Genomic DNA, 19,061 nt, shown 5'->3' with positions numbered 1-19,061 from the left:
GCGTTTCGCGTCAGAACCGGCGACGCCTTCCGCGCATGGCGTCCAGGCTCCAGGGGCCCGGACCGGCGAAGACCAGGTAGAGGAAGACGAAACAGAACAGGACGGCCGCGTCGCCGCCGTTGAGACCCGGCCAGAAACCCTGGGCCGCGTGGACGGTGAAGTAGCCAACCGCCATCTGTCCCGAGCAGATGAAGGCCGCGACGCGGGTGAAGAGGCCGAGCGCGATCAGCCCGCCGCCGACCACCTCGATCACCGCCGCCGCCATCAGCATGGTCGGAAGCGGATCGGGCACGCCCGGCTGCGGGCCGGGAAATTCGATCAGCTTCATCAGCCCATGCTCCATGAAGAGCAGGGCGGCGACGATCCTGAGCAGGCTCAGGACTCGCGGGGCCCACGCCTCGAGGCTAGACATCATCGGCAGTCCCTCCCAATCAGCGTCCCGAAAGACGCCAAAGCTTGAGGATCAGGCGGCGCGGCGTCCGTCGGCCTCCGCCATCCGCGTGATCGCGACGTAGTCCGTTTTGCCGGTGCCCAGCACCGGGATTTCGGTGACCCTGATGATCTTCCGCGGGACGGCCAGCTCGGGCGCGCCGATGGTCTGGGCGTGAACGACCAGCGGTCCGGCCTCGGCGTCGCGGCGATCGGTGACCAGGACGAGACGCTCGCCCTTCTTGGGATCGGGCATGGCGATCACCGCATGGCGGCTGTCGGGCCAGACGGCGGTGGCGATGTCCTCGGCCGCCGTGAGGGAGACCATCTCGCCGCCCACCTTCGCAAAGCGCTTCACGCGGCCGAGGATCTTGATCCAGTTGTCGTCGCTGAGATCGACCACGTCGCCGGTGTCGTGCCATCCGCCGGGCGGCGGCTCCAGAACCCCGCCAGCGCCCAGATAGCCGGCCATGACGTTCGGGCCGCGGACATAGAGCCGCCCGCCGCCGGGGATGCCCTCCACCGGCTCGAGCTTCGTCTCGATGCCCGGCAGCACGCCGCCGACCGTTCCGCGGCGGTTGTCGGTCGGCTTGTTCACGGCGATGACCGGCGAGGCCTCGGTGGCGCCGTAGCCTTCCAGCACCGGCACGTCGCCGAACCGGTCACGGACCAGGTTGTGGGTCTCCTCCCGCACCTTCTCCGCACCGCAGACGATGAACTGCAGACCGGACAGTTCGTCCGGTTCGGCGGCGCGCGCGTACTGATTGAGGAAGGTGTCGGTGGCGAACAGGATCGAGGCGCCGGTGTCCTTGATCAGCGGCGGGATCTGCTTGACGTGCAGCGGCGAGGGATACTCGAACGCCTTCATGCCCTTCAGCAGCGGCAGCAGCACGCCGCCGGTCAGGCCGAAGCAGTGGAAGGTGGGCAGGGGATTGAACATCACCCAACTCGGGTCGAGGTCGATGTGGGCGGCCACCTGCTCGACATTGGCGATGAGGTTCGACTGGCTCAGCACCACGCCCCGAGGCGCGCCGAAACTGCCGGAGGTGAAGAGGATGACGCCGGGGTCCGACGGCTTGCTTGGGGTCCGGAAGCGCCGCGGGAAGGCGGCCGCGGTGGCGGCGAAGAGCTTGTCGCCCAGGCCGATCGTTTCGCGGACGTCTTCCAGATAGGTGATCGCGGCCAGCGGCTCGAGCGCGTCGATCAGGTCGTGCAGTTTGCCCTGTTCGATGAAGCGATGCGAGGTCAGCACCCGCTTCACCTCGGCCAGTTCGCAGGCCGCCTTGAGGTTCCGAATGCCGGCTGTGAAGTTCAGCATGGTCGGCGTGCGGCCGAAGGCATGCAGCGCGAAGAAGGTGACCACCGCGCCGGCGCTGGATGGCAGCATGATGCCAACGTGCTCGCCGGGCCTGGTCATTCCGGCGATCTTGCGGCCGAGTGCGAAGGCGGCCCGCATCAGATCGGTGTAGCTGAGGGGGTTGCGCTCCTGGTCCTCTAGGATCGGCTTCTTGGCGCCGTAGGTCGCGCGCGCGTCGATCAGCGCATCGAACAATGAGCGCTCAGTCGAACGCAGGTCAAAAGAAGGCGACAAAGGCGAAAACCTCCCCGAACGTCTCGCCGTTTCCGTTGGCTGCAAAACCTATCGCTCGCCTCCACGGTTGAAAAGATGCGTAACAGGTCGTGAGGTTCGGCCCCAGCGTCAAGGGTTACGCCACGCTAAGCTATTGGGCTGGAGCGAAAAATTCCGTCGCCCGGCGATCCGCGGGGCGTCCGAGCGCGGCGGCCCTGGCGAGCCGTCCGGCCCGAACCATGCTGAAGTTTGAGCCTGCGGCGCCCCTGCGTCCAATGACGCCTTGATCCAGGCGGCCAGAAGGCCGATCTAGGCCGTATGGCGACCGTCATCGACACACTCGGTGGGCAAAGGCCCCGGCATCCTGAGAAGCAGTCACGCCCGGACACGCCGGTCCTGCGAAAGCCGGAGTGGCTCCGCGTCCGCGCGCCCGGCGCACCCGGTTACAACGCCACGCGGGACGTGGTGAAGGCCCATGGCCTGGTGACGGTCTGCGAAGAGGCCGCCTGTCCGAACATCGGCGAGTGCTGGAGCCAGAACCACGCGACCATGATGATCATGGGCGAGATATGCACCCGCGCTTGCGCTTTCTGCAACGTGACCACCGGCAAGCCGAACCCGCTCGATCCGACCGAGCCGACCCGGGTGGCCGACGCCGTGGCGAAGATGGGCCTCAAGCACGTCGTCATCACCTCGGTGGACCGCGACGACCTGGCCGATGGCGGCGGCGCACACTTCGCCGAGGTCGTCCGCGCGATCCGCGCAGCCGCGCCGAACACGACCATCGAGATCCTGACGCCGGACTTCCTGCGCAAGGGGCCGAGCGCGGCGGAGATCGTGATCGACTCCAAGCCGGACGTCTTCAACCATAATCTGGAGACCGTGCCGCGGCTCTACCTCTCGATCCGGCCGGGCGCGCGCTACTATCACTCGCTGCGCCTGCTGGAGCGCGTGAAGGAGCGTGATCCGAACCAGTTCACCAAGTCCGGCCTGATGGTCGGGCTGGGCGAGGCGAAGGAAGAGGTCATGCAGGTCATGGATGACATGCGCTCGGCCGGCGTCGACTTCCTGACCATCGGCCAATACCTCCAGCCGACCCGCAAGCACGCGGCGATCGACCGCTTCGTCACGCCTGACGAGTTCAAGGCCTATGAGGAGATCGCCCGGGCCAAGGGCTTCCTGATGGTCTCCGCCAGCCCGCTGACGCGCTCGTCGCACCACGCCGGCGAGGACTTCGCCCGGCTGAAGGCCGCCCGGCTCGCCAAGGACGCGGCCTGACGCTTGCCGCGCTATCACATTGAAAAGGTGCTGCCTTACAGCCCCGACCAGCTTTTCAAGCTGGTCGGGGACGTGGACGCCTATCCGGACTTCGTGCCGTGGATCCAGTCCATGCGGACCTGGAACGCCAGGGTCGAAAGCGAGGGCGTGACCGTCGTCGACGCCCAGGCCGGCGTCGGCTTTTCGTTCCTGAAAGAGAAGTTCGCCACGCGGGTGCGCCGTGACGCGGGCGAGCGCCAGATCGACGTCCAGCTCCTGTCGGGGCCGTTCAGGCACTTGGTCAACCGCTGGCGCTTCGTCGAAGCGCCGGGCGGGACCAAGATCGAGTTCGACATCGACTTCGAGTTCAAGTCGCGCCTGCTGTCAGGGATCCTGGCGGCGAACTTCCATCACGCGGTGGACAAGCTGATGGCCTGCTTCGAAGGGCGGGCGAGGGCGCTCTACGCGGCCTAGAGCATTTTCCGCCGAAGTGGACGCCGGTTCGGCGGAGAAAATGCGCCCCCCCAAAGAGTCTAGGTCATTCGGTCGCGCAGGGCCTGCAGGGCCGCCTGCACCGCCTGCTCCTGAATCTCCGCGCGGGTCACGCCGTCGAACAATTCCCCACGGTGCATCAGCGCCTGGTTCGTACGGGCGGTGGCGATGTGGACCGTGCCCACCGGCTTCATGGCCGTGCCGCCGCCGGGGCCCGCCACGCCGGTGATAGCAACGGCGACGTGCGCGTTCGAGGCTTCCAGCGCACCCTCGGCCATCATCCTGGCCACCGGCTCGGACACTGCGCCGAGGTCGGCGATCAGGTCTCCCGGAACGCCCAGCATCTCCTGCTTGGCCCGGTTGGTATAGACCACGAACCCACGTTCGAAGACGTCAGAGGCGCCGGGGATCGAGCAGATGGCGCCGGCCACCAGCCCGCCTGTGCAGCTCTCGGCGGTGACGATCCGCAAAGAGCGTTCGCGGGCCTCGTCTATCAGCAGCCTCGCCAGGGTTTCGATTTCCAATGAAAACATAGCGCAGCTCCGACGGGCTCTAGAGCCCGATGTGATCAGACGGAGGCGTCTGATCGTTGAATCGTGCTCAAATTCAAAAGCTTGAGCACGTTCTGGTCGCAAAACCGGATTCCACTCTTGCGGAGCGCGCTCTAGGCAAGGACGAAAGCAGACCACAACATCCGGTCGCCCTGCCACACAAGCCGATTCGGAACGATGACAGCAGCAGATCAGGCCCAGCGCCCGACGGCGTCCATCTCTCCAGTCCTCTTTGCGCTGACAACCTTCGCCAGCGCCGGCCTCGTGTTCATGGTCCAACCCATGGTGGCCAAGCTCGTCCTTCCGCTGCTTGGCGGCAGTCCTTCAGTCTGGAACACCTCGATCGCCTTCTTCCAGACGGCGCTGCTTGCGGGCTACGGCTACGCCCACCTCCTGCAGCGAGTGGCGGCGGTGCGGACCCAGGCGATCATCCATGTGGCGGCCCTGGTCTTCGCCGCGCTCTCCCTGCCGCTCCGCGTGAGCGGGGCGCTGGGCGAGCCGTCCTCGGACCATCCGTCGCTGTGGTTGCTGGGTGTCCTGACCTTGTCGATCGGCGCGCCCTTCGCCGTGCTCTCGGCGACCGCGCCGCTGGTCCAGGCTTGGCACGCCCGCACCGTGCACGCCGAGACCGGCGCCGAACCCTACGTCCTCTATTCGGCGTCGAACCTCGGCAGCCTGCTGGCCCTGCTTGCCTATCCGGCGCTCATCGAACCTTTTTCAACTCTCCGCGGGCAATCGTTCGGCTGGAGCAGCGGCTATGTCGCCTTCGTCCTGCTGATGGCCGTGTTGGCCTTGCTGGTGTCGCGCGCGCGGACGGCGGGCGTCGAGGCGGCGGTCAGGGCCGGCCCAGCGCCAAGCTGGACGCGGCGGCTGGCCTGGATCGGGCTGGCGGCCGCGCCGTCGAGCCTCATGCTTGGCGTCACCACCCACATCACGACGGACGTCGCCTCGGCGCCGTTTCTGTGGGTCATCCCTCTGGCCCTCTATCTGGCGACCTTTATCATCGCCTTCTCGGACAGGCCGATCATCTCCCAGCGGACAACGCTGCTGCTCCAGGCCGCCGCGGTGGTGGCCTGCGTCCTGATCCTGCCCTTCCGCAGCGCCAACTTCCCGCTGCAGCTCTTCATCCACTTGGCCACCTTCTTCCTGACCGCGCTCATGTGCCATCAGGCCCTGGTGGCGCGCAGGCCCGACCCGGCGCACCTCACCGAGTTCTATCTCTGGATGTCGTTCGGCGGCGTGGTCGGCGGGTCGTTCAACGCCTTCCTGGCGCCGGTGATCTTCACCAATGTCTGGGAATACCCGCTGGTCCTGGCCCTGGCGTGCCTCGCCCGGCCGGGATTCGGGCCGATCGAGCCCTGGCGCTGGATGACCTTCATCGGCGCCGTTGCCGCGGCCGCGATCGCGCCGATCATCGCGGTCAGGTGGGGCGCCGAGCAGAACCGGTTCCTGATCTTCGCCTTACTGGCGGGCGCGGGTATCTGCGCCTTCCTCATCCGCAGGCGGATGATCGTCTTCTTCGGGCTGGTGGTGATCCTGTCCCTCGCCGCGGAAATGATCGGCGACCGGGTGGACGTACGGCAGAGCTGGCGCAGCTTCTTCGGGGTCCTGCGGCAGTCGGAAATGCCGGTGGGAGCCATGAGGGGGCAGGTGAAGATGCTCTCGCACGGCACCACGCTGCACGGGGCCCAGGCGACGCATCCCGACTATGACTGCCGGCCGCTGGTCTATTACGCGCCGGAGACCCCCATCGGCCAGGTATTCACCCACGGCTACTTCCAGGATCCGCCACGCCGGATCGGGGCTGTCGGGCTGGGGACCGGCGCCGTGGCGGCCTACACCCGTCCCGGTGATCGCCTGACCTTCTTCGAGATCGACCCGCTGGTGGTGCGCATATCCACCGACAAGCGGCACTTCACCTATACGACGGCCTGCGCCCTGGGCCAGATCGACTACGTGATCGGCGATGCGCGTCTGACGCTCGCCAAACAGCCCAACGAGACGTTCGACATCCTGCTGATCGACGCCTTCTCGTCCGACGCCGTCCCGGCGCACCTGCTGACGGTCGAGGCGATGAAGGGCTATCTCGCCAAGCTGAAGCCGGGCGGCGTCCTGATCGTCCACCTCTCCAACCGGAACCTCGAGCTGCGGTCGCCGGCGATGGCGGTGGCGGAGGCGGCCGGCGGCTTCGCCCTGATCCAGCGCCACGACGCGCCGGACAACTCTCCGCCGCTATGGGAGTCCTCCGAGGACGCCATGATCGTCGCGCGGAACCTCGAGGCGCTGACTCCCTATGAGGCCGACAAGCGATGGTCGCAGACCGATCCCACGGAGGCTCGGCCGTGGACCGACGACTACATGAATCTTCCGGGCGCCTTCTACGCCCAGATGAAAATCCTCTGGCCCTGGCTGCCCTAGGCGGCCAGGCCTAGGCGGGCAGGTCGACGGCGACGATCGCCTGGGCCAGAAGGCCCTCCTGACGCCCGGTGAAGCCCATGCCTTCCGTGGTCGTGGCCTTCACGCTGACGCGGTCCAGGGGGATATCCAGCAGCTCGGCCAGGCGCGCCCGCATGGCGTCGCGGTGAGGGCGGATCTTCGGGCGCTCGCAGATGAGGGTGACGTCGGCGTTGATGATCCGGCCGCCCTTGTTCGTCAGGATTTCCACCGCATGACGCAGGAATCTGTCGGAGGCGGCGCCCTTCCACTGGGGATCGGAGGGCGGGAAGTGCTCGCCGATGTCGCCTTCGCCGATCGCGCCCAGGATCGCGTCGGTCAGGGCGTGCAGGCCGGCGTCGGCGTCGGAGTGGCCGACCAACGTCTGATTGTGCTCGACGCGCACGCCGCAGAGCCAGACGGCGTCGCCCGGGCCCCAGCGGTGGGCGTCGACACCCTGGCCGATCCGCGTGACGCGATGCAGGCCAATCAAGCGCTCGGCCATCTCGAAGTCCTCCGGATAGGTCAGTTTCATCAGCATGGGATCGCCCGGCGTCAGGAAGACGCGGCCGCCGAAATGTTCGACCACGGAGGCGTCGTCGGTAGGCTCTTCGTCTGCCGGCCAGGCCTCATAGGCATCCCGCAGATAGCCCAGGCGAAAGGCCTGCGGCGTTTGGACGCGCCACAGATTCTCGCGCGAAACCGTTCCTGTCACCGTCGGTCCGCCGCGCTTCAGCGTGTCGGCGACGGGAACGGCTGGGGCGGCCCCGTCGTTCTCAATCAACGCGGTGAGTAGGGCGGTGACATGGGTGGGTTTTACGAACGGACGCGCCGCGTCGTGCACGAGCACCGGCGTTTGAGCGTCAGACACTAACTCGGAGAGGCCCGCTTGCACCGACTTGGCCCTTGTGGCCCCGCCGATAACGGCCCTTGCTCCTGGAGTCCCAACCAACAAACCGTTGGTGGGTTCCAATCGATCTGCAGTTGTGACGACGACGATTTCCTGTGCGCCGGCGGTGGCCAGTGCCTGGATCGACCAGGAGATGACCGGTCGCCCGCCCAGGGAACGCCAGGGCTTGGGGGCGCCGGGGCCGGCTCTTGTGCTGGCGCCGGCGGCCACGATCACGGCTGAAAAACACATAGCGCTTGTTTAGGGGTCGGAAGCCTTCCGTTCCAGGCTTTACGGCGCCGCACAATTTGCCTAAAAGTAAGGCGATAGGGGTGACTAAAAAATGAGCAATGGGCTCAACGTCGGGAACGTCGAGGTTGGCGGACGCGCATGGATCGCGCCGATGACCGGGGTTTCCGACCTGCCGTTCCGTAAGGCCGCCAGCAAGCTCGGCGCCGCCTATGTGGCGACGGAGATGGTCGCCTGTGCAGAGTTCGCCAAAGGTCGCGCCGATGTGGTTCGCCGCGCTGCAGTCGGCGAGGGGCTGCCGATGATGGTGGTCCAGCTGGTCGGGCGCGACCCGGCGTACATCGCGGCCGGGGCCAGGCTCGCGGCCCAGGCGGGCGCTCAGATCATCGACCTCAACTTCGGGTGTCCTGCCAAGGAAGTGACCGGCGTGCTGTCCGGCTCGGCCCTGATGCGCGAGCCCGACCTGGCGGAAACGTTGGTGGCGGCGGCAGTCGACGCCGTGGACGTTCCGGTGACGGTGAAAATGCGCCTCGGCTGGGACGAGCAGTCGAAGAACGCGCCGGACATCGCCGCACGGGCGCAGGCGAGGGGCGCTCAGGCGGTGACGGTTCACGGGCGGACCCGCTCGCAGTTCTACAAGGAAGCCGCTGATTGGCGCGCCGTTAAAGATGTATCGGCGGCTGTCACAATTCCGGTCATAGTCAATGGTGATATCGCCGACGGCGCCAGCGCGAAAAGCGCGTTGGCGGCTTCGGGAGCCGATGCCGTCATGATCGGACGTGGTGTTTACGGGCGGCCTTGGGTGGCCAGCCAGATCGAGGCGGAGTTGGCCGGCGTTCCGTTCGCTGAACCGGACGTCGAGGCGCGGCTGTCGATCGCGCTCGATCATTTCCGAGATAGCTTGAGCTTCTATGGCGACCGCCTGGGCTTGCGGATCTTCCGCAAACACCTGGCGGCCTATGTCGAGAAGGCGCCGTGGCCGGCCTCTGCCGAGGTCCGCCGCGAGGCGCGATCCACCCTCTGCCGCATGGACGATCCGCTCGAAGTCGAGGCGGGCTTGATCGCCCTGTGGCGTGACCCTGAAACGAGGCTGGCCGCATGAGCACGCAACATTACGCGACCCAGAACCTGATCGACCTTGACCTGTTGAAGGCGTCGGCTTTCGACGCTTCTCCAGAACCTTCCCTTGTGGTCAGCCGCGACGGCGCGTTGCTCGCCGTCAACGAGGCGGCCGAGGCGCTGTTCGGCCAGGGCCTCGCCCTGCTGACGCGCGGCCGGTTCGGCGCGGCCCTGCCGGCCGGTTCGGCGCTCGTCTCGCTGCTGGAGCGGGCTCGCGCCGAGGGGGTGCGGGTGCGTGAACGGGGCGTGGAGATCAGCCTCTTCGGTCACCCCTCCTTTTCCGCCGATGGCGCCGCCGTGCCGCTGGCGGACGGAACGGTGATGCTGACCTTGCATGTGCGGGGCGGCGCGCTGGGCGCCGAAGGGAACGGCGCCGAGCAGGCGGGGCTTCGAACCATTGTCGGGCTCGGCCACATGCTGGCCCACGAGATCAAGAACCCGCTGGCCGGCATTCGAGGCGCAGCCCAGCTCCTGAAGACCGGTGCGCGCGCCGAAGACGCCCCGCTGGCGCAACTGATCGTCGACGAGACGGACCGCATCCGCCGCCTGGTCGACCGGATGGAGGCGTTTTCGGACGACGCCCTGCCGGACAGCCGTCCGATCAACATCCACCAGGTGCTCGATCGGGTGAAGGCGCTGGCCGCCAATGGCGTGGCCGACGGCCTGCAGCTTTCCGACCATTACGATCCGTCCCTGCCGCCGGCCTATGGCGACGAGGACCAGCTCATCCAGATCTTCCTGAACCTGGTGAAGAACGCGGCGGAGGCCGCCCACAGCCGTGGCGACGGTCGTGGGGCGATCACCATCCACACCGCCTATCGGCACGGGGTGAAGGTACGGGCCGCAAAGGGCCAGAGCCTGCGCGGCGCGCCGCTGGAGGTGAGGATCCAGGACAACGGCCCCGGCGTGCCCGGTCACCTGCGCGAAAGCCTGTTCCAGCCGTTCGTGAGCACCAAGACCAACGGCGCCGGGCTCGGGCTGGCGCTGGTCACCAAGCTCGTCTCCGGTCACGGCGGGCTGATCGATTTCGAGTCTGAACCCGGTCGCACGACATTCCGCGTCCTGCTGCCGATCGCGTCTGAAGAGGGAATTCCGGCATGAACGTGGTCACGAACGCCAGCAAGAAGATCCTGATCGCTGACGACGACTCGTCCATCCGGTTGGTCCTGAGCCAAGCCTTCACCCGGCTGGGCTATCAGGTCCGAGCGACCGGCAACGCCACGACCCTGCTGAAGTGGGTGTCGGACGGGGAGGGCGATCTCGTGGTCACCGACGTGGTGATGCCCGACGAAAACGTCTTCGACGTACTGCCGCGCATCCGCAAGGAGCGGCCGCGGTTGCCGGTCATCGTGATGAGCGCGCAGAACACCCTGCTCACCGCGGTGAACGCGGCCGAGGTCGGCGCCTTCGACTATGTCTCCAAGCCCTTCGACCTGGACGACATGACCTCGACGGCGCGGCGGGCCCTGGCGCGGCCGGCCGACGTGGAGGCCTCCAAGGCCCAGGCACGTGCGATCCGCGACGAGCGGCTGCCGCTGATCGGCCGCTCGGGGCCGATGCAGGACGTCTACCGGACCATCGCCCGTCTGGTCGGCGCCGACCTGACGGTGCTGATCCTCGGCGAAAGCGGCACGGGCAAGGAACTGGTGGCGCGGGCGCTGCACGACATGGGGCGGCGGAAGGACGGCAAGTTCGTCGTCATCAACCTGGCCGCCGTTCCCCGAGAGCGCGTCGAGGCCGAGCTCTTCGGACGCGACGACGGCGACTATGGAAAGCTGGTCGAGGCCGACGGCGGCACGCTGTTCCTCGACGAGATCGGCGACATGCCGCTGGATGCGCAGACCAGGCTTCTGCGGGTGATCGACGGCTCCGAGCAGTCGGTGAACCCGAAGACCGGCCGCCCGCCGAACGTCCGCATCATCGCGGCCACGAACCGCGACTTGCGCGCCTTGATCCAGCAGGGCTTGTTCCGGGAAGACCTGTTCTTCCGCCTGAACGTCGCGCCGCTGCGCCTGCCGCCGCTGCGTGACCGGACCGAGGACATCCCGGACCTGGCCCGCGCCTTCCTGCTGCGCGCCAACCGGGAGGGGTTGCCGGCCAAGACCATCGACGCCGGCGCCCTGGAACGGCTGAAGCTGCACGCCTGGCCAGGCAACGTCCGCGAGCTGGAGAACCTGATCCGCCGGATCTGCGCCCTCTATGCCGAGGAGCTGATCACCGCGCGGATCGTCGAGCGGGAACTGGCGGACCAGCAGCCTGCGGTCCCGGGCCACGAAGGGCCGGTGACCTTGGCGACGCTCGTCGAACGCCACCTGGGCGGCTATTTCGCCGAACAGCCTGACGGCATTCCGCCCGCGGGACTCTACGACCGCGTGCTGGAGGAGGTGGAGCGCCCGCTCATCCAGCTCACGCTTTCGGCGACCCGCGGCAATCAGGTCCGCGCCGCCGAGATCCTTGGCCTCAACCGCAACACCTTGCGCAAGAAGATCCAGGACCTCGGCGTCGAGATGGCGCGCAGCCGCCGCTAGGCCTCGACCGCGGCCCGCCGGGCCTTAGTGCTCGCCGCCTGGCGGCGAGCCTCGACGGCCTGGGCCAGTTCCTGAAGAAGCTGGGCCGAGGTCTGCCAGTCGATGCAGCCATCGGTGATGCTCTGGCCGTAGGCCAGGGGCTGGCCCTCGATCAGGTCCTGGCGGCCGGCGACCAGGTGGCTCTCGATCATCACGCCGGTGATGCGCTGGTCGCCGCCGGCGATCTGGGCGGCGACGTCGCGGGTGACGGCGGGCTGGTTCTCCGGCTTTTTGCCGCTGTTGGCATGGCTGACGTCGATCACCAGCGCCTGGCGCAGGCCGCTGGAGGCCAGCTCCGCGCAGGCCCCCGCAACGCCGGCGGCGTCATAGTTCGGGGCCTTGCCGCCGCGCAGAACTACATGGCTGTCCTCGTTGCCCCGGGTGGCGGCGATCGCGGCGCGGCCATCCTTGCCGACGGCCAGGAAATGATGCGGCTGGCTCGCAGCCTTCACCGCATCGACGGCGATGCGCAGGTTTCCGTCCGTGCCGTTCTTGAATCCGACCGGGCAGGAGAGGCCGGAGGCCATCTCGCGGTGGATCTGGCTCTCGGTCGTGCGCGCGCCGATGGCGCCCCAGCTCACCAGGTCGGCAAGGTACTGCGGCGTCGTGACATCCAGGAACTCGACGGCTGTAGGCAGACCCAGTTCGTTGACCTCGAGCAGTAGCTTGCGCGCCAGCGGCAGGCCCTCGTCGATGCGGAAGGTGCCGTCCAGGTGCGGGTCGTTGATCAGGCCTTTCCAGCCGACTGTCGTCCGCGGCTTCTCGAAATAGACCCGCATGATGATCTCGAGCTGACCTGCGAAGCGCTCACGCTCGGCCGCCAGGCGTCGCGCATAGTCCATCGCCGCGACCGGGTCGTGGATCGAGCAGGGGCCGATCACCACGATGAGGCGATCGTCCCGGCCATGCAGGATCTCGTGCATTCGGCGTCGGGCGCCGGCGACGGTGTCGCGTACGCGCTCGCCTGCGGGGAGGTCCGCCATCACCTCCGCCGGACTGGCGAGGGGCTTGATTTCGAGTATCCGTAGGTCGTCGGTCGAGGTGGTCATTTTACGCTCCGGGTGGCTTCAGGCTCCGGCGGCGCAAAAGAAAAGCCGCCAGGTGCTGGCGGCTGGGTGGGTCTTGCGTCCTATGACAGCTTGCTGTCGCGCGATCCCCTTCCTCCGCCAGCGGCATCGGAATAGCCAAAATACCAAAACGAATATTGGCTGGCGGTGAGGATCATTGCCGGCAGCGATAACGCAGTCGCGCGAACTTGTCATCCGTCTCATTCGTCACGCGGCACGGTGACGCTTCGTTGCAACATCGCTGTTGAATTGAGAGCACACTCCAGTAGTTTCGCTGTAGATGGCGTCCCTGAGTCACGATGGCGGATCTCGACCAGCGCCCGCCGCGCGATTCTGGCGGGCGCTTCAGTCGCGCTATGTGCTCGGCGGCGGTTACGCGGTGGCCGCGCTACTGACGGCGGTGGCGATCTTGCTGGCCGCCTCGCCGCCCGAAACCGGGCCGCTGTCGCCGGCGTCCAAGAATATCCTGTTCATCCTGGCGCTGAATCTGGTGCTCATCTTCGCCCTTGCGGTGCAGGTAGGGCTGCGAGTTACGGCTCTACTGCGTGCGCGGTCCAGCGACCCCGCGGCGCGGCTGCACGTGCGGTTTGTCACCCTGTTCGCCTTGGCGGCCATGGCCCCGGCTATGGTGGTGGCGCTGTTCTATACCGTGCTGGTCAACCGGGGCGTCGAAAACTGGTTCTCGGAGCGGGTGCAGACCGTGGTCGAGAACTCGGCGACGGTGATGCGCTCCTATGTCGACGACCAGACGCGGTTCGTCGAAGACCACGTCTCGCTGATGGCGGTAGACCTCAACCGCGCCGCGCCGGCCCTGCAGGCGAGTCCGGTCACTTTCAGCCACTTCCTGGCCTATCAGGCCTCATATCACGCCTTTCCGGCCGCCTATTTGATCGACCGTGAGGGCCGCATCCTGGCGCGCGCCGAGGCGGTGGACGCTCCGCGGTTCCTTTCGCCGCCGCCCTCCAGCTTCGCGGCGGCGGACGAGGAGGGCGTGATCTCCGTCTCGCCCAACCTGACGCGGGCGCTCTACAAGCTGTCGGCCTATCCGGACGCCTATCTCTATGTGACCCGGCCGGTGCAGGCGGGGATCGTCAGCCAGCTCCACGAGGCTGACCGCTCGGTCACCGCCTATCGAGAAGCGGCCGAAAGTCGCCAGCAAATCCAACGGGTTTTCGCACTTTCCTACATCGAGACCGCCTTGCTCGTGCTGGTCGGTGCGGTGTGGCTGGGCATGGGCGCGGCCAGCGCCATCTCGGCGCCGGTCGGGAGGCTTGTCCAGGCGGCGGGCCGCGTGGCCGGCGGCGACCTCGACGTCCGCGTAGACTCCTCCAAGGATCCTGAGGAACTGGCCGTCTTGTCGCGCGCGTTCAATAGCATGACGCACGATCTTCAGGCCCAGCAGGCCGCGCTGAAGCGGGCCGGCGACGAGGCCGAGCAGCGCCGCCAATTCATCGAGACCGTGCTGGCCGAAGTCTCCGCCGGCGTCATCGGCCTGGACCCCGACGGGCGCATTTCGGCGGTCAACCGCCAGGCGCGGCTCCTGCTCGACCTGCCCGAGGGGCCGACGAGCGGCGCACGCCTCACAGACCTGGCGCCCGAGCTGGTCGCTATCGCCGAGCACGCGGACATCGCCGGCGAGGCCGAGGAGGAGGTCGATGTCGCCCGCTCACGCGAGACGCTGCGGCTGCGCGTCCGCGCCAGCCGCTCCGAAAGCGGCCTGGTGCTCACCTTCGACGACATCACGCGCCTGGTCTCTGCCCAGCGGAACGCCGCCTGGCGCGACGTGGCGCGCCGGATCGCCCACGAGATCAAGAACCCGCTGACCCCGATTCAGCTTTCGGCCGAGCGCTTGCGCCGCAAGTTCCGCAAGATCATCGCGGAGGAGGATCTCGAAACCTTCGACCGTTGCACTGACACCATCGTGCGCCAGGTCGACGGCATCGGCCGGATGGTCGACGAATTCTCGTCTTTCGCACGAATGCCTGCGCCCAAGTTCGCCCAGCAGGACGGCGCCGAACTGCTGCGCGCGGCGGTCTTCGCCCAGCGCGTAGCCACGCCCGACATCGACGTCGAACTGCTCGACACGCCCGAGGTCACCCTGCTGGCGGACGGCCGTATGCTGGCTCAGGCGCTGACCAACATCCTGAAGAACGCCTCCGAGGCGGTGGCCGCGCGCACGGCGGTTACGCCGGAGCCCAAGGGGAGGATCAGCGCGCGCATCGTCTCAGACGAACAGGGCGTGCAATTCGTGATCGAGGACAACGGCGTCGGCCTGCCCGACAAGGATCGCGACCGGCTGACCGAGCCCTATGTGACGACGCGGGAGAAGGGCACGGGCCTGGGCCTGGCGATCGTGAAACGTATTCTGGAAGACCACGGCGGCGAACTGATTCTGGCCGATACGGCCGAGGGCCAGGGCGCGCGGGCGATCCTGAAGTTACCTACGACCGCGCGGGTCCAGGGCGCGCAAACCGATGGGCTCGAACGAGCCCGAGATGCGGGAGTGATGTGATGGCGGCTGACGTTCTGGTTGTCGACGACGAGGCGGACATCCGCGAATTGGTCGCGGGAATCCTCTCCGACGAAGGCTATGCGGTCCGTACCGCCAACGACTCCGAGAGCGCGCTTGCAGCGATCAAGTCCCGCAAGCCGGCGCTACTGATCCTGGACATCTGGATGCAGGGCGGCGGCATGGACGGGCTGGAGCTGCTGGATCTGGTGAAGACGCTGGATCCCGATCTGCCGGTGATCATGATCTCCGGCCACGGCAACATCGAGACCGCGGTCAGCGCCATCAAGCGCGGCGCGTACGAGTTCCTGGAAAAGCCATTCAAGTCCGATCGCCTGCTGCTGTGCGTCGAACGGGCGCTGGAGAACAGCAACCTCAAGCGCGAAAACCGCCGGCTGCGCGCCCAGACGATCCAGCCGGACGGCCTGATCGGCAAGTCGGTCGTCACCCAGCAACTGCGCAGCCTGATCGGCAAGCTCGCCTCGGCGAACAGCCGGGTGCTGATCGCCGGGCCGCCGGGCTCGGGCAAGGAAACGGTCGCGCGCCTGATTCACAGCGCCAGCCCGCGCGCGCGCAACGAGTTCGTGGTCATCAGCGCCGCCGGCATGACGCCTGAGCGCGTCGATGCCGAACTGTTCGGGGAGGAAGTGGAGGGCGGTCGTCCCGCCAAGATCGGGGTGTTCGAGCGGGCCCACGGCGGAACACTCTACCTCGACGAAGTCGCGGACATGCCGCGCGAGACCCAGAGCCGTATTCTTCGGGTGCTGGTGGAGCAGCGGTTCCGCCGCGTGGGGGGGGAGCAGGATGTCCAGGTGGACGTCCGGGTCGTGTCGTCGACCTGCCGCGATCTGCGCGAGGAGATCACCGCCGGGCGATTCCGCGAGGACCTGTTCCATCGCCTCAACGTGGTGCCGGTGACTGTGCCCGGGCTCTCGGAGCGCCGCGAGGACATCCCCGAGCTGATCGACTACTTCGTCAATCGGATCTGCGAGGCGACCGGCATGCCGCGCCGCCGCCTCGCCGACGACGCCCTGGCGACCCTGCAGGTCCGCGCCTGGCCGGGCAATCTCAGCCAGCTCCGCAACAATGTGGAGCGGATGCTGATCCTGGCGGCGGGCGATCCGGGCGATCCGATCACCGCCGACATGCTGCCCAACGACGCCCTGGTCGCCGACCAGAGCTCGACCCTGGGCGCGGAGAAGATCATCGCCCTGCCGCTGCGCGAGGCGCGCGAGGCGTTCGAGCGCGAGTACCTGCACGCCCAGATGCTGCGGTTCTCGGGGAATATTTCGCGGACGGCCGCCTTTATCGGCATGGAGCGCTCGGCCCTGCACCGCAAGCTGAAGTCACTGGGCCTGTCGGGGGCCCGGCCCATGGAAGAAGAGGACGCGTAAGGTGGGGCGTATCGCCTATGTGAACGGGCAATTCGTGCGGCACGGCGAGGCCGTGGTCCACATCGAGGACCGCGGCTATCAGCTTGCCGACGCGGTGTATGAGGTCTGGGCGCTGTTCGGCGGCAAGCTCGCCGACGCCGAAGGGCACTTCGCGCGCCTGGAACGCAGCCTGTCCGAACTGCGCATCCCCATGCCGATGAGCCGCCAGGCCTTGACCATCGTCCTGCGCGAAGCCGTGCGACGGAACCGGGTCAGCGAAGGCCTGCTCTATCTGCAGGTCGGCCGTGGCGTCGCTCCGCGTGGGCACGCCTTTCCGGACCAGCCGACCGCGCCCAGCGTCGTCATCACCGTCTCGGCGGTGGACCGCACCGCGGCGGAGGCCAAGGCCGCCAAGGGCGTGAAGGTGATCACCACGCCTGAGGACCGCTGGGGCCGCTGCGACATCAAGACCGTCGGGCTGCTGCCCAACGCCCTGGCCAAGCAGGCGGCCAAGGAGCAGGGCGCGGCCGAGGCCTGGTTCGTGGACGAACTGGGCCTGGTCACCGAAGGCGCCTCCTCGAACGCCTGGATCATCGATGGCGACGGCGTCGTGCGGACCCGCGACACCAACGCCAACATTCTGCGCGGGGTGACTCGCCATACCCTGCTGGACGTCCTGCACGACGAAGGCTTGAAGTTCGAGGAAAGGCCTTTCACCCCTGACGAGGCCGTCGCGGCGAAGGAGGCGTTCATTACCGGCGCGGGCAGCCTGGTTCTGCCGGTGATCGCCGTTAACAATCGGCCAGTGGGCGACGGGAAGGTCGGACCAGTGGCGATGAAGCTCCGTCGGCTCTATATCGAGCGGGCGAAGGCGACCGCCGTCTGATGCGGGCCGGTGCGATTGCGCCGGTCACATACGACGGTCTAGCTTGATGCATGTGTGTGGGAGGCGCCTTGTCTCCCGAAGCAGAAAAAAGGGCGGCAAGCCATGTCCGGCAACGACAAGAAACAGAACCTTCAGGACACGTTCCTGAACAGCGTCCGCAAGTCTAAGACCCCGCTGACGATCTTCCTGGTGAACGGCGTAAAGCTGCAAGGTGTCGTAAGCTGGTTCGACAACTTTTGCGTGCTCCTGCGCCGGGACGGCCAGTCGCAACTGGTCTATAAGCACGCCATCTCCACCATCATGCCCGCCCAGCCCGTTCAGCTTTACGAGCCGGCGGAAGACGAGGCTGATTGACCTCCAAGTCCATTGTTCGCGAAGCGCCCCCGCAAGGGGCGCTCGTCATCCATCCCGAGCGCGAGGGCCGCAGCAGCGCCCGTAGCAGCGAGGCCAGGCTGGAAGAGGCTGTCGGCCTCGCCCAGGCCCTGGACCTCGTGGTCAAGGACGCGATCATCGCGCCCTTGCGCAAGCTCACGCCCGCAACCCTGTTCGGCAGCGGCAAGGTCGAGGAAATCGGCGCGCTCTGCGAAGAGCTCGATGTCGACGCCGCGGTCGTCGATGACGCCCTGACGCCGGTCCAGCAGCGCAACCTGGAGAAGGCGTGGGGGGTGAAGGTCATCGACCGCACCGGCCTGATCCTCGAGATCTTCGCCCGCCGGGCCCGCACTCGCGAAGGCCGGCTGCAGGTCGAACTGGCGCGGCTTTCCTACGAGCGCTCGCGCCTGGTTCGCACATGGACCCACCTTGAGCGCCAACGCGGCGGCTTCGGGGTCATGGGCGGTCCCGGGGAAACCCAGATCGAAACCGACCGCCGGCTGCTGGCCGACAAGATCGGCAAGCTGAAGCGCGAACTGGCCGAGGTGCGGCGCACCCGCGACCTGCAGCGGGGCGCGCGCCAACGCCATCCTTTCCCGGCGGTGGCCCTGGTCGGCTACACCAACGCCGGCAAGTCCACCCTGTTCAATCGCCTGACCAATTCCGAGGTCATGGCCGAGGACATGCTGTTCGCGACGCTCGATCCGACCCTGCGGATGCTCAAGCTGCCGGATGGCCGGCCGGCGATCCTGTCGGACACCGTGGGCTTCATCTCCGACCTGCCGCACGAGCTTGTGGAATCCTTCCGCGCGACCCTCGAAGAGGTGAAGGAGGCGGACGTGATCCTGCACGTCCGCGACATCGCCAGCGAGGAGAGCGACGCCGAGGCCGAGGACGTCCGCGCCGTGCTCGATCGCCTGGGTGTCGACGTCGAGGAGCGCAACGTCATCGAGGTCTGGAACAAGGCCGATCTCGTGGAGCCGGACCTCGCCGAGGAATTGGTCGGGGACGCGCGCCGCCATAACCCTCCGGCGGTGCTGATCTCGGCGGCGACCGGAGAGGGCTGCGACGCCCTCCTGGCGGCGATCGCGCGCATGGTCGACGACGCGCCGCCGGTGTCGATTCACGTCGCGGCCGACCAGGGCGCGGCCATCGCCTGGCTCTATCGCAATGGCCGGGTCATGGACCGGGTGGAGGACGACGACGGCGGGGTTCGCCTGGCCGTGCGCCTCACGCCCCAGGCCCTCGGTCAGTTCGAGCAGCGCTTCCCCGGAACGGACCTGACGCCGCTCTGAGGC

At 67.5% G+C, this 19,061-nt stretch carries 16 protein-coding genes; 11 read left to right on the top strand and 5 right to left on the bottom strand.

Going from position 1 to position 19,061, the window contains the following annotated elements; all coding sequences use genetic code 11:
• Window positions 1-10 precede the first annotated feature (10 nt).
• Window positions 11-415 carry a DoxX family protein gene (locus ABID41_RS13300; RefSeq protein WP_349257572.1) on the bottom strand — a complete coding sequence of 135 codons (405 nt, stop codon included), beginning with the start codon at window positions 413-415 and terminating at the stop codon, window positions 11-13.
• Between the two features lie 48 nt (window positions 416-463).
• The gene (locus ABID41_RS13295) at window positions 464-2,020 is read right to left on the bottom strand and encodes an AMP-binding protein (RefSeq protein WP_354297834.1); all 1,557 of its coding nucleotides are present in this window, start codon (window positions 2,018-2,020) and stop codon (window positions 464-466) included.
• A 297-nt stretch (window positions 2,021-2,317) separates the two neighbouring features.
• Between ABID41_RS13295 and lipA the strand changes: the two genes are divergently transcribed.
• A complete protein-coding gene (gene lipA, locus ABID41_RS13290) occupies window positions 2,318-3,277 on the top strand; it encodes a lipoyl synthase (protein WP_354297833.1) in 960 nt (319 codons plus the stop codon).
• Window positions 3,278-3,280: 3 nt separating this feature from the next.
• Window positions 3,281-3,730 (top strand): type II toxin-antitoxin system RatA family toxin, encoded by a 450-nt coding sequence (locus tag ABID41_RS13285; RefSeq protein ID WP_331932973.1) that lies wholly within the window; start codon window positions 3,281-3,283, stop codon window positions 3,728-3,730.
• 59 nt (window positions 3,731-3,789) lie between these two features.
• Here the strand turns inward: ABID41_RS13285 and ABID41_RS13280 are convergent, their stop codons facing one another.
• Window positions 3,790-4,281, bottom strand: coding sequence for a CinA family protein (locus tag ABID41_RS13280; protein WP_331932974.1), 492 nt, complete (start codon window positions 4,279-4,281; stop codon window positions 3,790-3,792).
• A gap of 195 nt (window positions 4,282-4,476) precedes the next feature.
• Here ABID41_RS13280 and ABID41_RS13275 point away from each other — a divergent pair, with 195 nt between their 5' ends.
• Window positions 4,477-6,717, top strand: a complete 2,241-nt coding sequence (locus ABID41_RS13275; protein WP_354297832.1) for a spermidine synthase — start codon at window positions 4,477-4,479, stop codon at window positions 6,715-6,717.
• 10 nt (window positions 6,718-6,727) lie between these two features.
• Here ABID41_RS13275 and ABID41_RS13270 read toward each other — a convergent pair whose 3' ends face one another.
• Window positions 6,728-7,873: a bifunctional 2-C-methyl-D-erythritol 4-phosphate cytidylyltransferase/2-C-methyl-D-erythritol 2,4-cyclodiphosphate synthase gene (locus tag ABID41_RS13270; protein WP_354297831.1), complete on the bottom strand. Its 1,146-nt coding sequence runs from the start codon at window positions 7,871-7,873 to the stop codon at window positions 6,728-6,730.
• Window positions 7,874-7,964: 91 nt separating this feature from the next.
• On the opposite strand from ABID41_RS13270, the gene dusB reads away from it, so the two are divergent.
• The 3 genes from dusB to ABID41_RS13255 are packed head-to-tail and all read left to right on the top strand — an operon-like array spanning window position 7,965 to window position 11,517.
• Complete coding sequence (gene dusB / locus ABID41_RS13265) at window positions 7,965-8,972, top strand: tRNA dihydrouridine synthase DusB (RefSeq protein WP_354297830.1); 1,008 nt, start codon at window positions 7,965-7,967, stop codon at window positions 8,970-8,972.
• Window positions 8,969-10,090 carry a two-component system sensor histidine kinase NtrB gene (locus ABID41_RS13260; RefSeq protein ID WP_354297829.1) on the top strand — a complete coding sequence of 374 codons (1,122 nt, stop codon included), beginning with the start codon at window positions 8,969-8,971 and terminating at the stop codon, window positions 10,088-10,090. Before dusB ends, ABID41_RS13260 begins: the two co-directional genes overlap by 4 nt.
• The gene (locus tag ABID41_RS13255) at window positions 10,087-11,517 is read left to right on the top strand and encodes a sigma 54-interacting transcriptional regulator (RefSeq protein ID WP_331929495.1); all 1,431 of its coding nucleotides are present in this window, start codon (window positions 10,087-10,089) and stop codon (window positions 11,515-11,517) included. The genes ABID41_RS13260 and ABID41_RS13255 overlap by 4 nt, the downstream gene beginning before the upstream one ends.
• Here ABID41_RS13255 and ABID41_RS13250 read toward each other — a convergent pair.
• Entirely contained in the window at window positions 11,514-12,605 is a 1,092-nt protein-coding gene (locus ABID41_RS13250; protein WP_354297828.1) for a 3-deoxy-7-phosphoheptulonate synthase, read from the bottom strand. The genes ABID41_RS13255 and ABID41_RS13250 overlap by 4 nt on opposite strands.
• Before the next feature lie 298 nt (window positions 12,606-12,903).
• Between ABID41_RS13250 and ABID41_RS13245 the strand changes: the two genes are divergently transcribed.
• The 5 genes from ABID41_RS13245 (at window position 12,904) to hflX (ending at window position 19,058) form a co-directional block, all read left to right on the top strand.
• On the top strand, window positions 12,904-15,135 hold the full coding sequence (locus ABID41_RS13245; protein WP_354297827.1) for a sensor histidine kinase NtrY-like: 2,232 nt from the start codon (window positions 12,904-12,906) through the stop codon (window positions 15,133-15,135).
• A complete protein-coding gene (gene ntrX / locus ABID41_RS13240; protein ID WP_354297826.1) occupies window positions 15,135-16,526 on the top strand; it encodes a nitrogen assimilation response regulator NtrX in 1,392 nt (463 codons plus the stop codon). The genes ABID41_RS13245 and ntrX overlap by 1 nt, the downstream gene beginning before the upstream one ends.
• A gap of 1 nt (window position 16,527) precedes the next feature.
• The gene (locus tag ABID41_RS13235) at window positions 16,528-17,391 is read left to right on the top strand and encodes a D-amino-acid transaminase (protein WP_354297825.1); all 864 of its coding nucleotides are present in this window, start codon (window positions 16,528-16,530) and stop codon (window positions 17,389-17,391) included.
• A 102-nt stretch (window positions 17,392-17,493) separates the two neighbouring features.
• Complete coding sequence (hfq, locus tag ABID41_RS13230) at window positions 17,494-17,745, top strand: RNA chaperone Hfq (protein ID WP_331929050.1); 252 nt, start codon at window positions 17,494-17,496, stop codon at window positions 17,743-17,745.
• Window positions 17,742-19,058, top strand: coding sequence for a GTPase HflX (gene hflX, locus ABID41_RS13225; protein ID WP_354297824.1), 1,317 nt, complete (start codon window positions 17,742-17,744; stop codon window positions 19,056-19,058). Before hfq ends, hflX begins: the two co-directional genes overlap by 4 nt.
• Window positions 19,059-19,061 lie beyond the last annotated feature (3 nt).

It is taken from the genome of Phenylobacterium koreense (assembly GCF_040545335.1).
GTDB classification, from domain to species: Bacteria; Pseudomonadota; Alphaproteobacteria; order Caulobacterales; family Caulobacteraceae; genus Phenylobacterium; species Phenylobacterium koreense.
The sequence above is the reverse complement of the archived record's forward strand: the minus strand, read 5'-3'. Positions and strand labels throughout refer to the sequence as shown.

Excerpts from the sequence above, each read along its gene's own strand:
- ABID41_RS13300 (WP_349257572.1), bottom strand. The coding sequence starts at position 415 with ATGATGTCTAGCCTCGAGGCGTGGGCCCCGCGAGTCCTGAGCCTGCTC.
- lipA (WP_354297833.1), top strand. The coding sequence starts at position 2,318 with ATGGCGACCGTCATCGACACACTCGGTGGGCAAAGGCCCCGGCATCCT.
- ABID41_RS13280 (WP_331932974.1), bottom strand. The coding sequence starts at position 4,281 with ATGTTTTCATTGGAAATCGAAACCCTGGCGAGGCTGCTGATAGACGAG.
- ABID41_RS13275 (WP_354297832.1), top strand. The coding sequence starts at position 4,477 with ATGACAGCAGCAGATCAGGCCCAGCGCCCGACGGCGTCCATCTCTCCA.
- ABID41_RS13270 (WP_354297831.1), bottom strand. The coding sequence starts at position 7,873 with ATGTGTTTTTCAGCCGTGATCGTGGCCGCCGGCGCCAGCACAAGAGCC.
- dusB (WP_354297830.1), top strand. The coding sequence starts at position 7,965 with ATGAGCAATGGGCTCAACGTCGGGAACGTCGAGGTTGGCGGACGCGCA.
- ABID41_RS13260 (WP_354297829.1), top strand. The coding sequence starts at position 8,969 with ATGAGCACGCAACATTACGCGACCCAGAACCTGATCGACCTTGACCTG.
- ABID41_RS13255 (WP_331929495.1), top strand. The coding sequence starts at position 10,087 with ATGAACGTGGTCACGAACGCCAGCAAGAAGATCCTGATCGCTGACGAC.
- ABID41_RS13250 (WP_354297828.1), bottom strand. The coding sequence starts at position 12,605 with ATGACCACCTCGACCGACGACCTACGGATACTCGAAATCAAGCCCCTC.
- ABID41_RS13245 (WP_354297827.1), top strand. The coding sequence starts at position 12,904 with ATGGCGTCCCTGAGTCACGATGGCGGATCTCGACCAGCGCCCGCCGCG.
- ntrX (WP_354297826.1), top strand. The coding sequence starts at position 15,135 with ATGGCGGCTGACGTTCTGGTTGTCGACGACGAGGCGGACATCCGCGAA.
- hfq (WP_331929050.1), top strand. The coding sequence starts at position 17,494 with ATGTCCGGCAACGACAAGAAACAGAACCTTCAGGACACGTTCCTGAAC.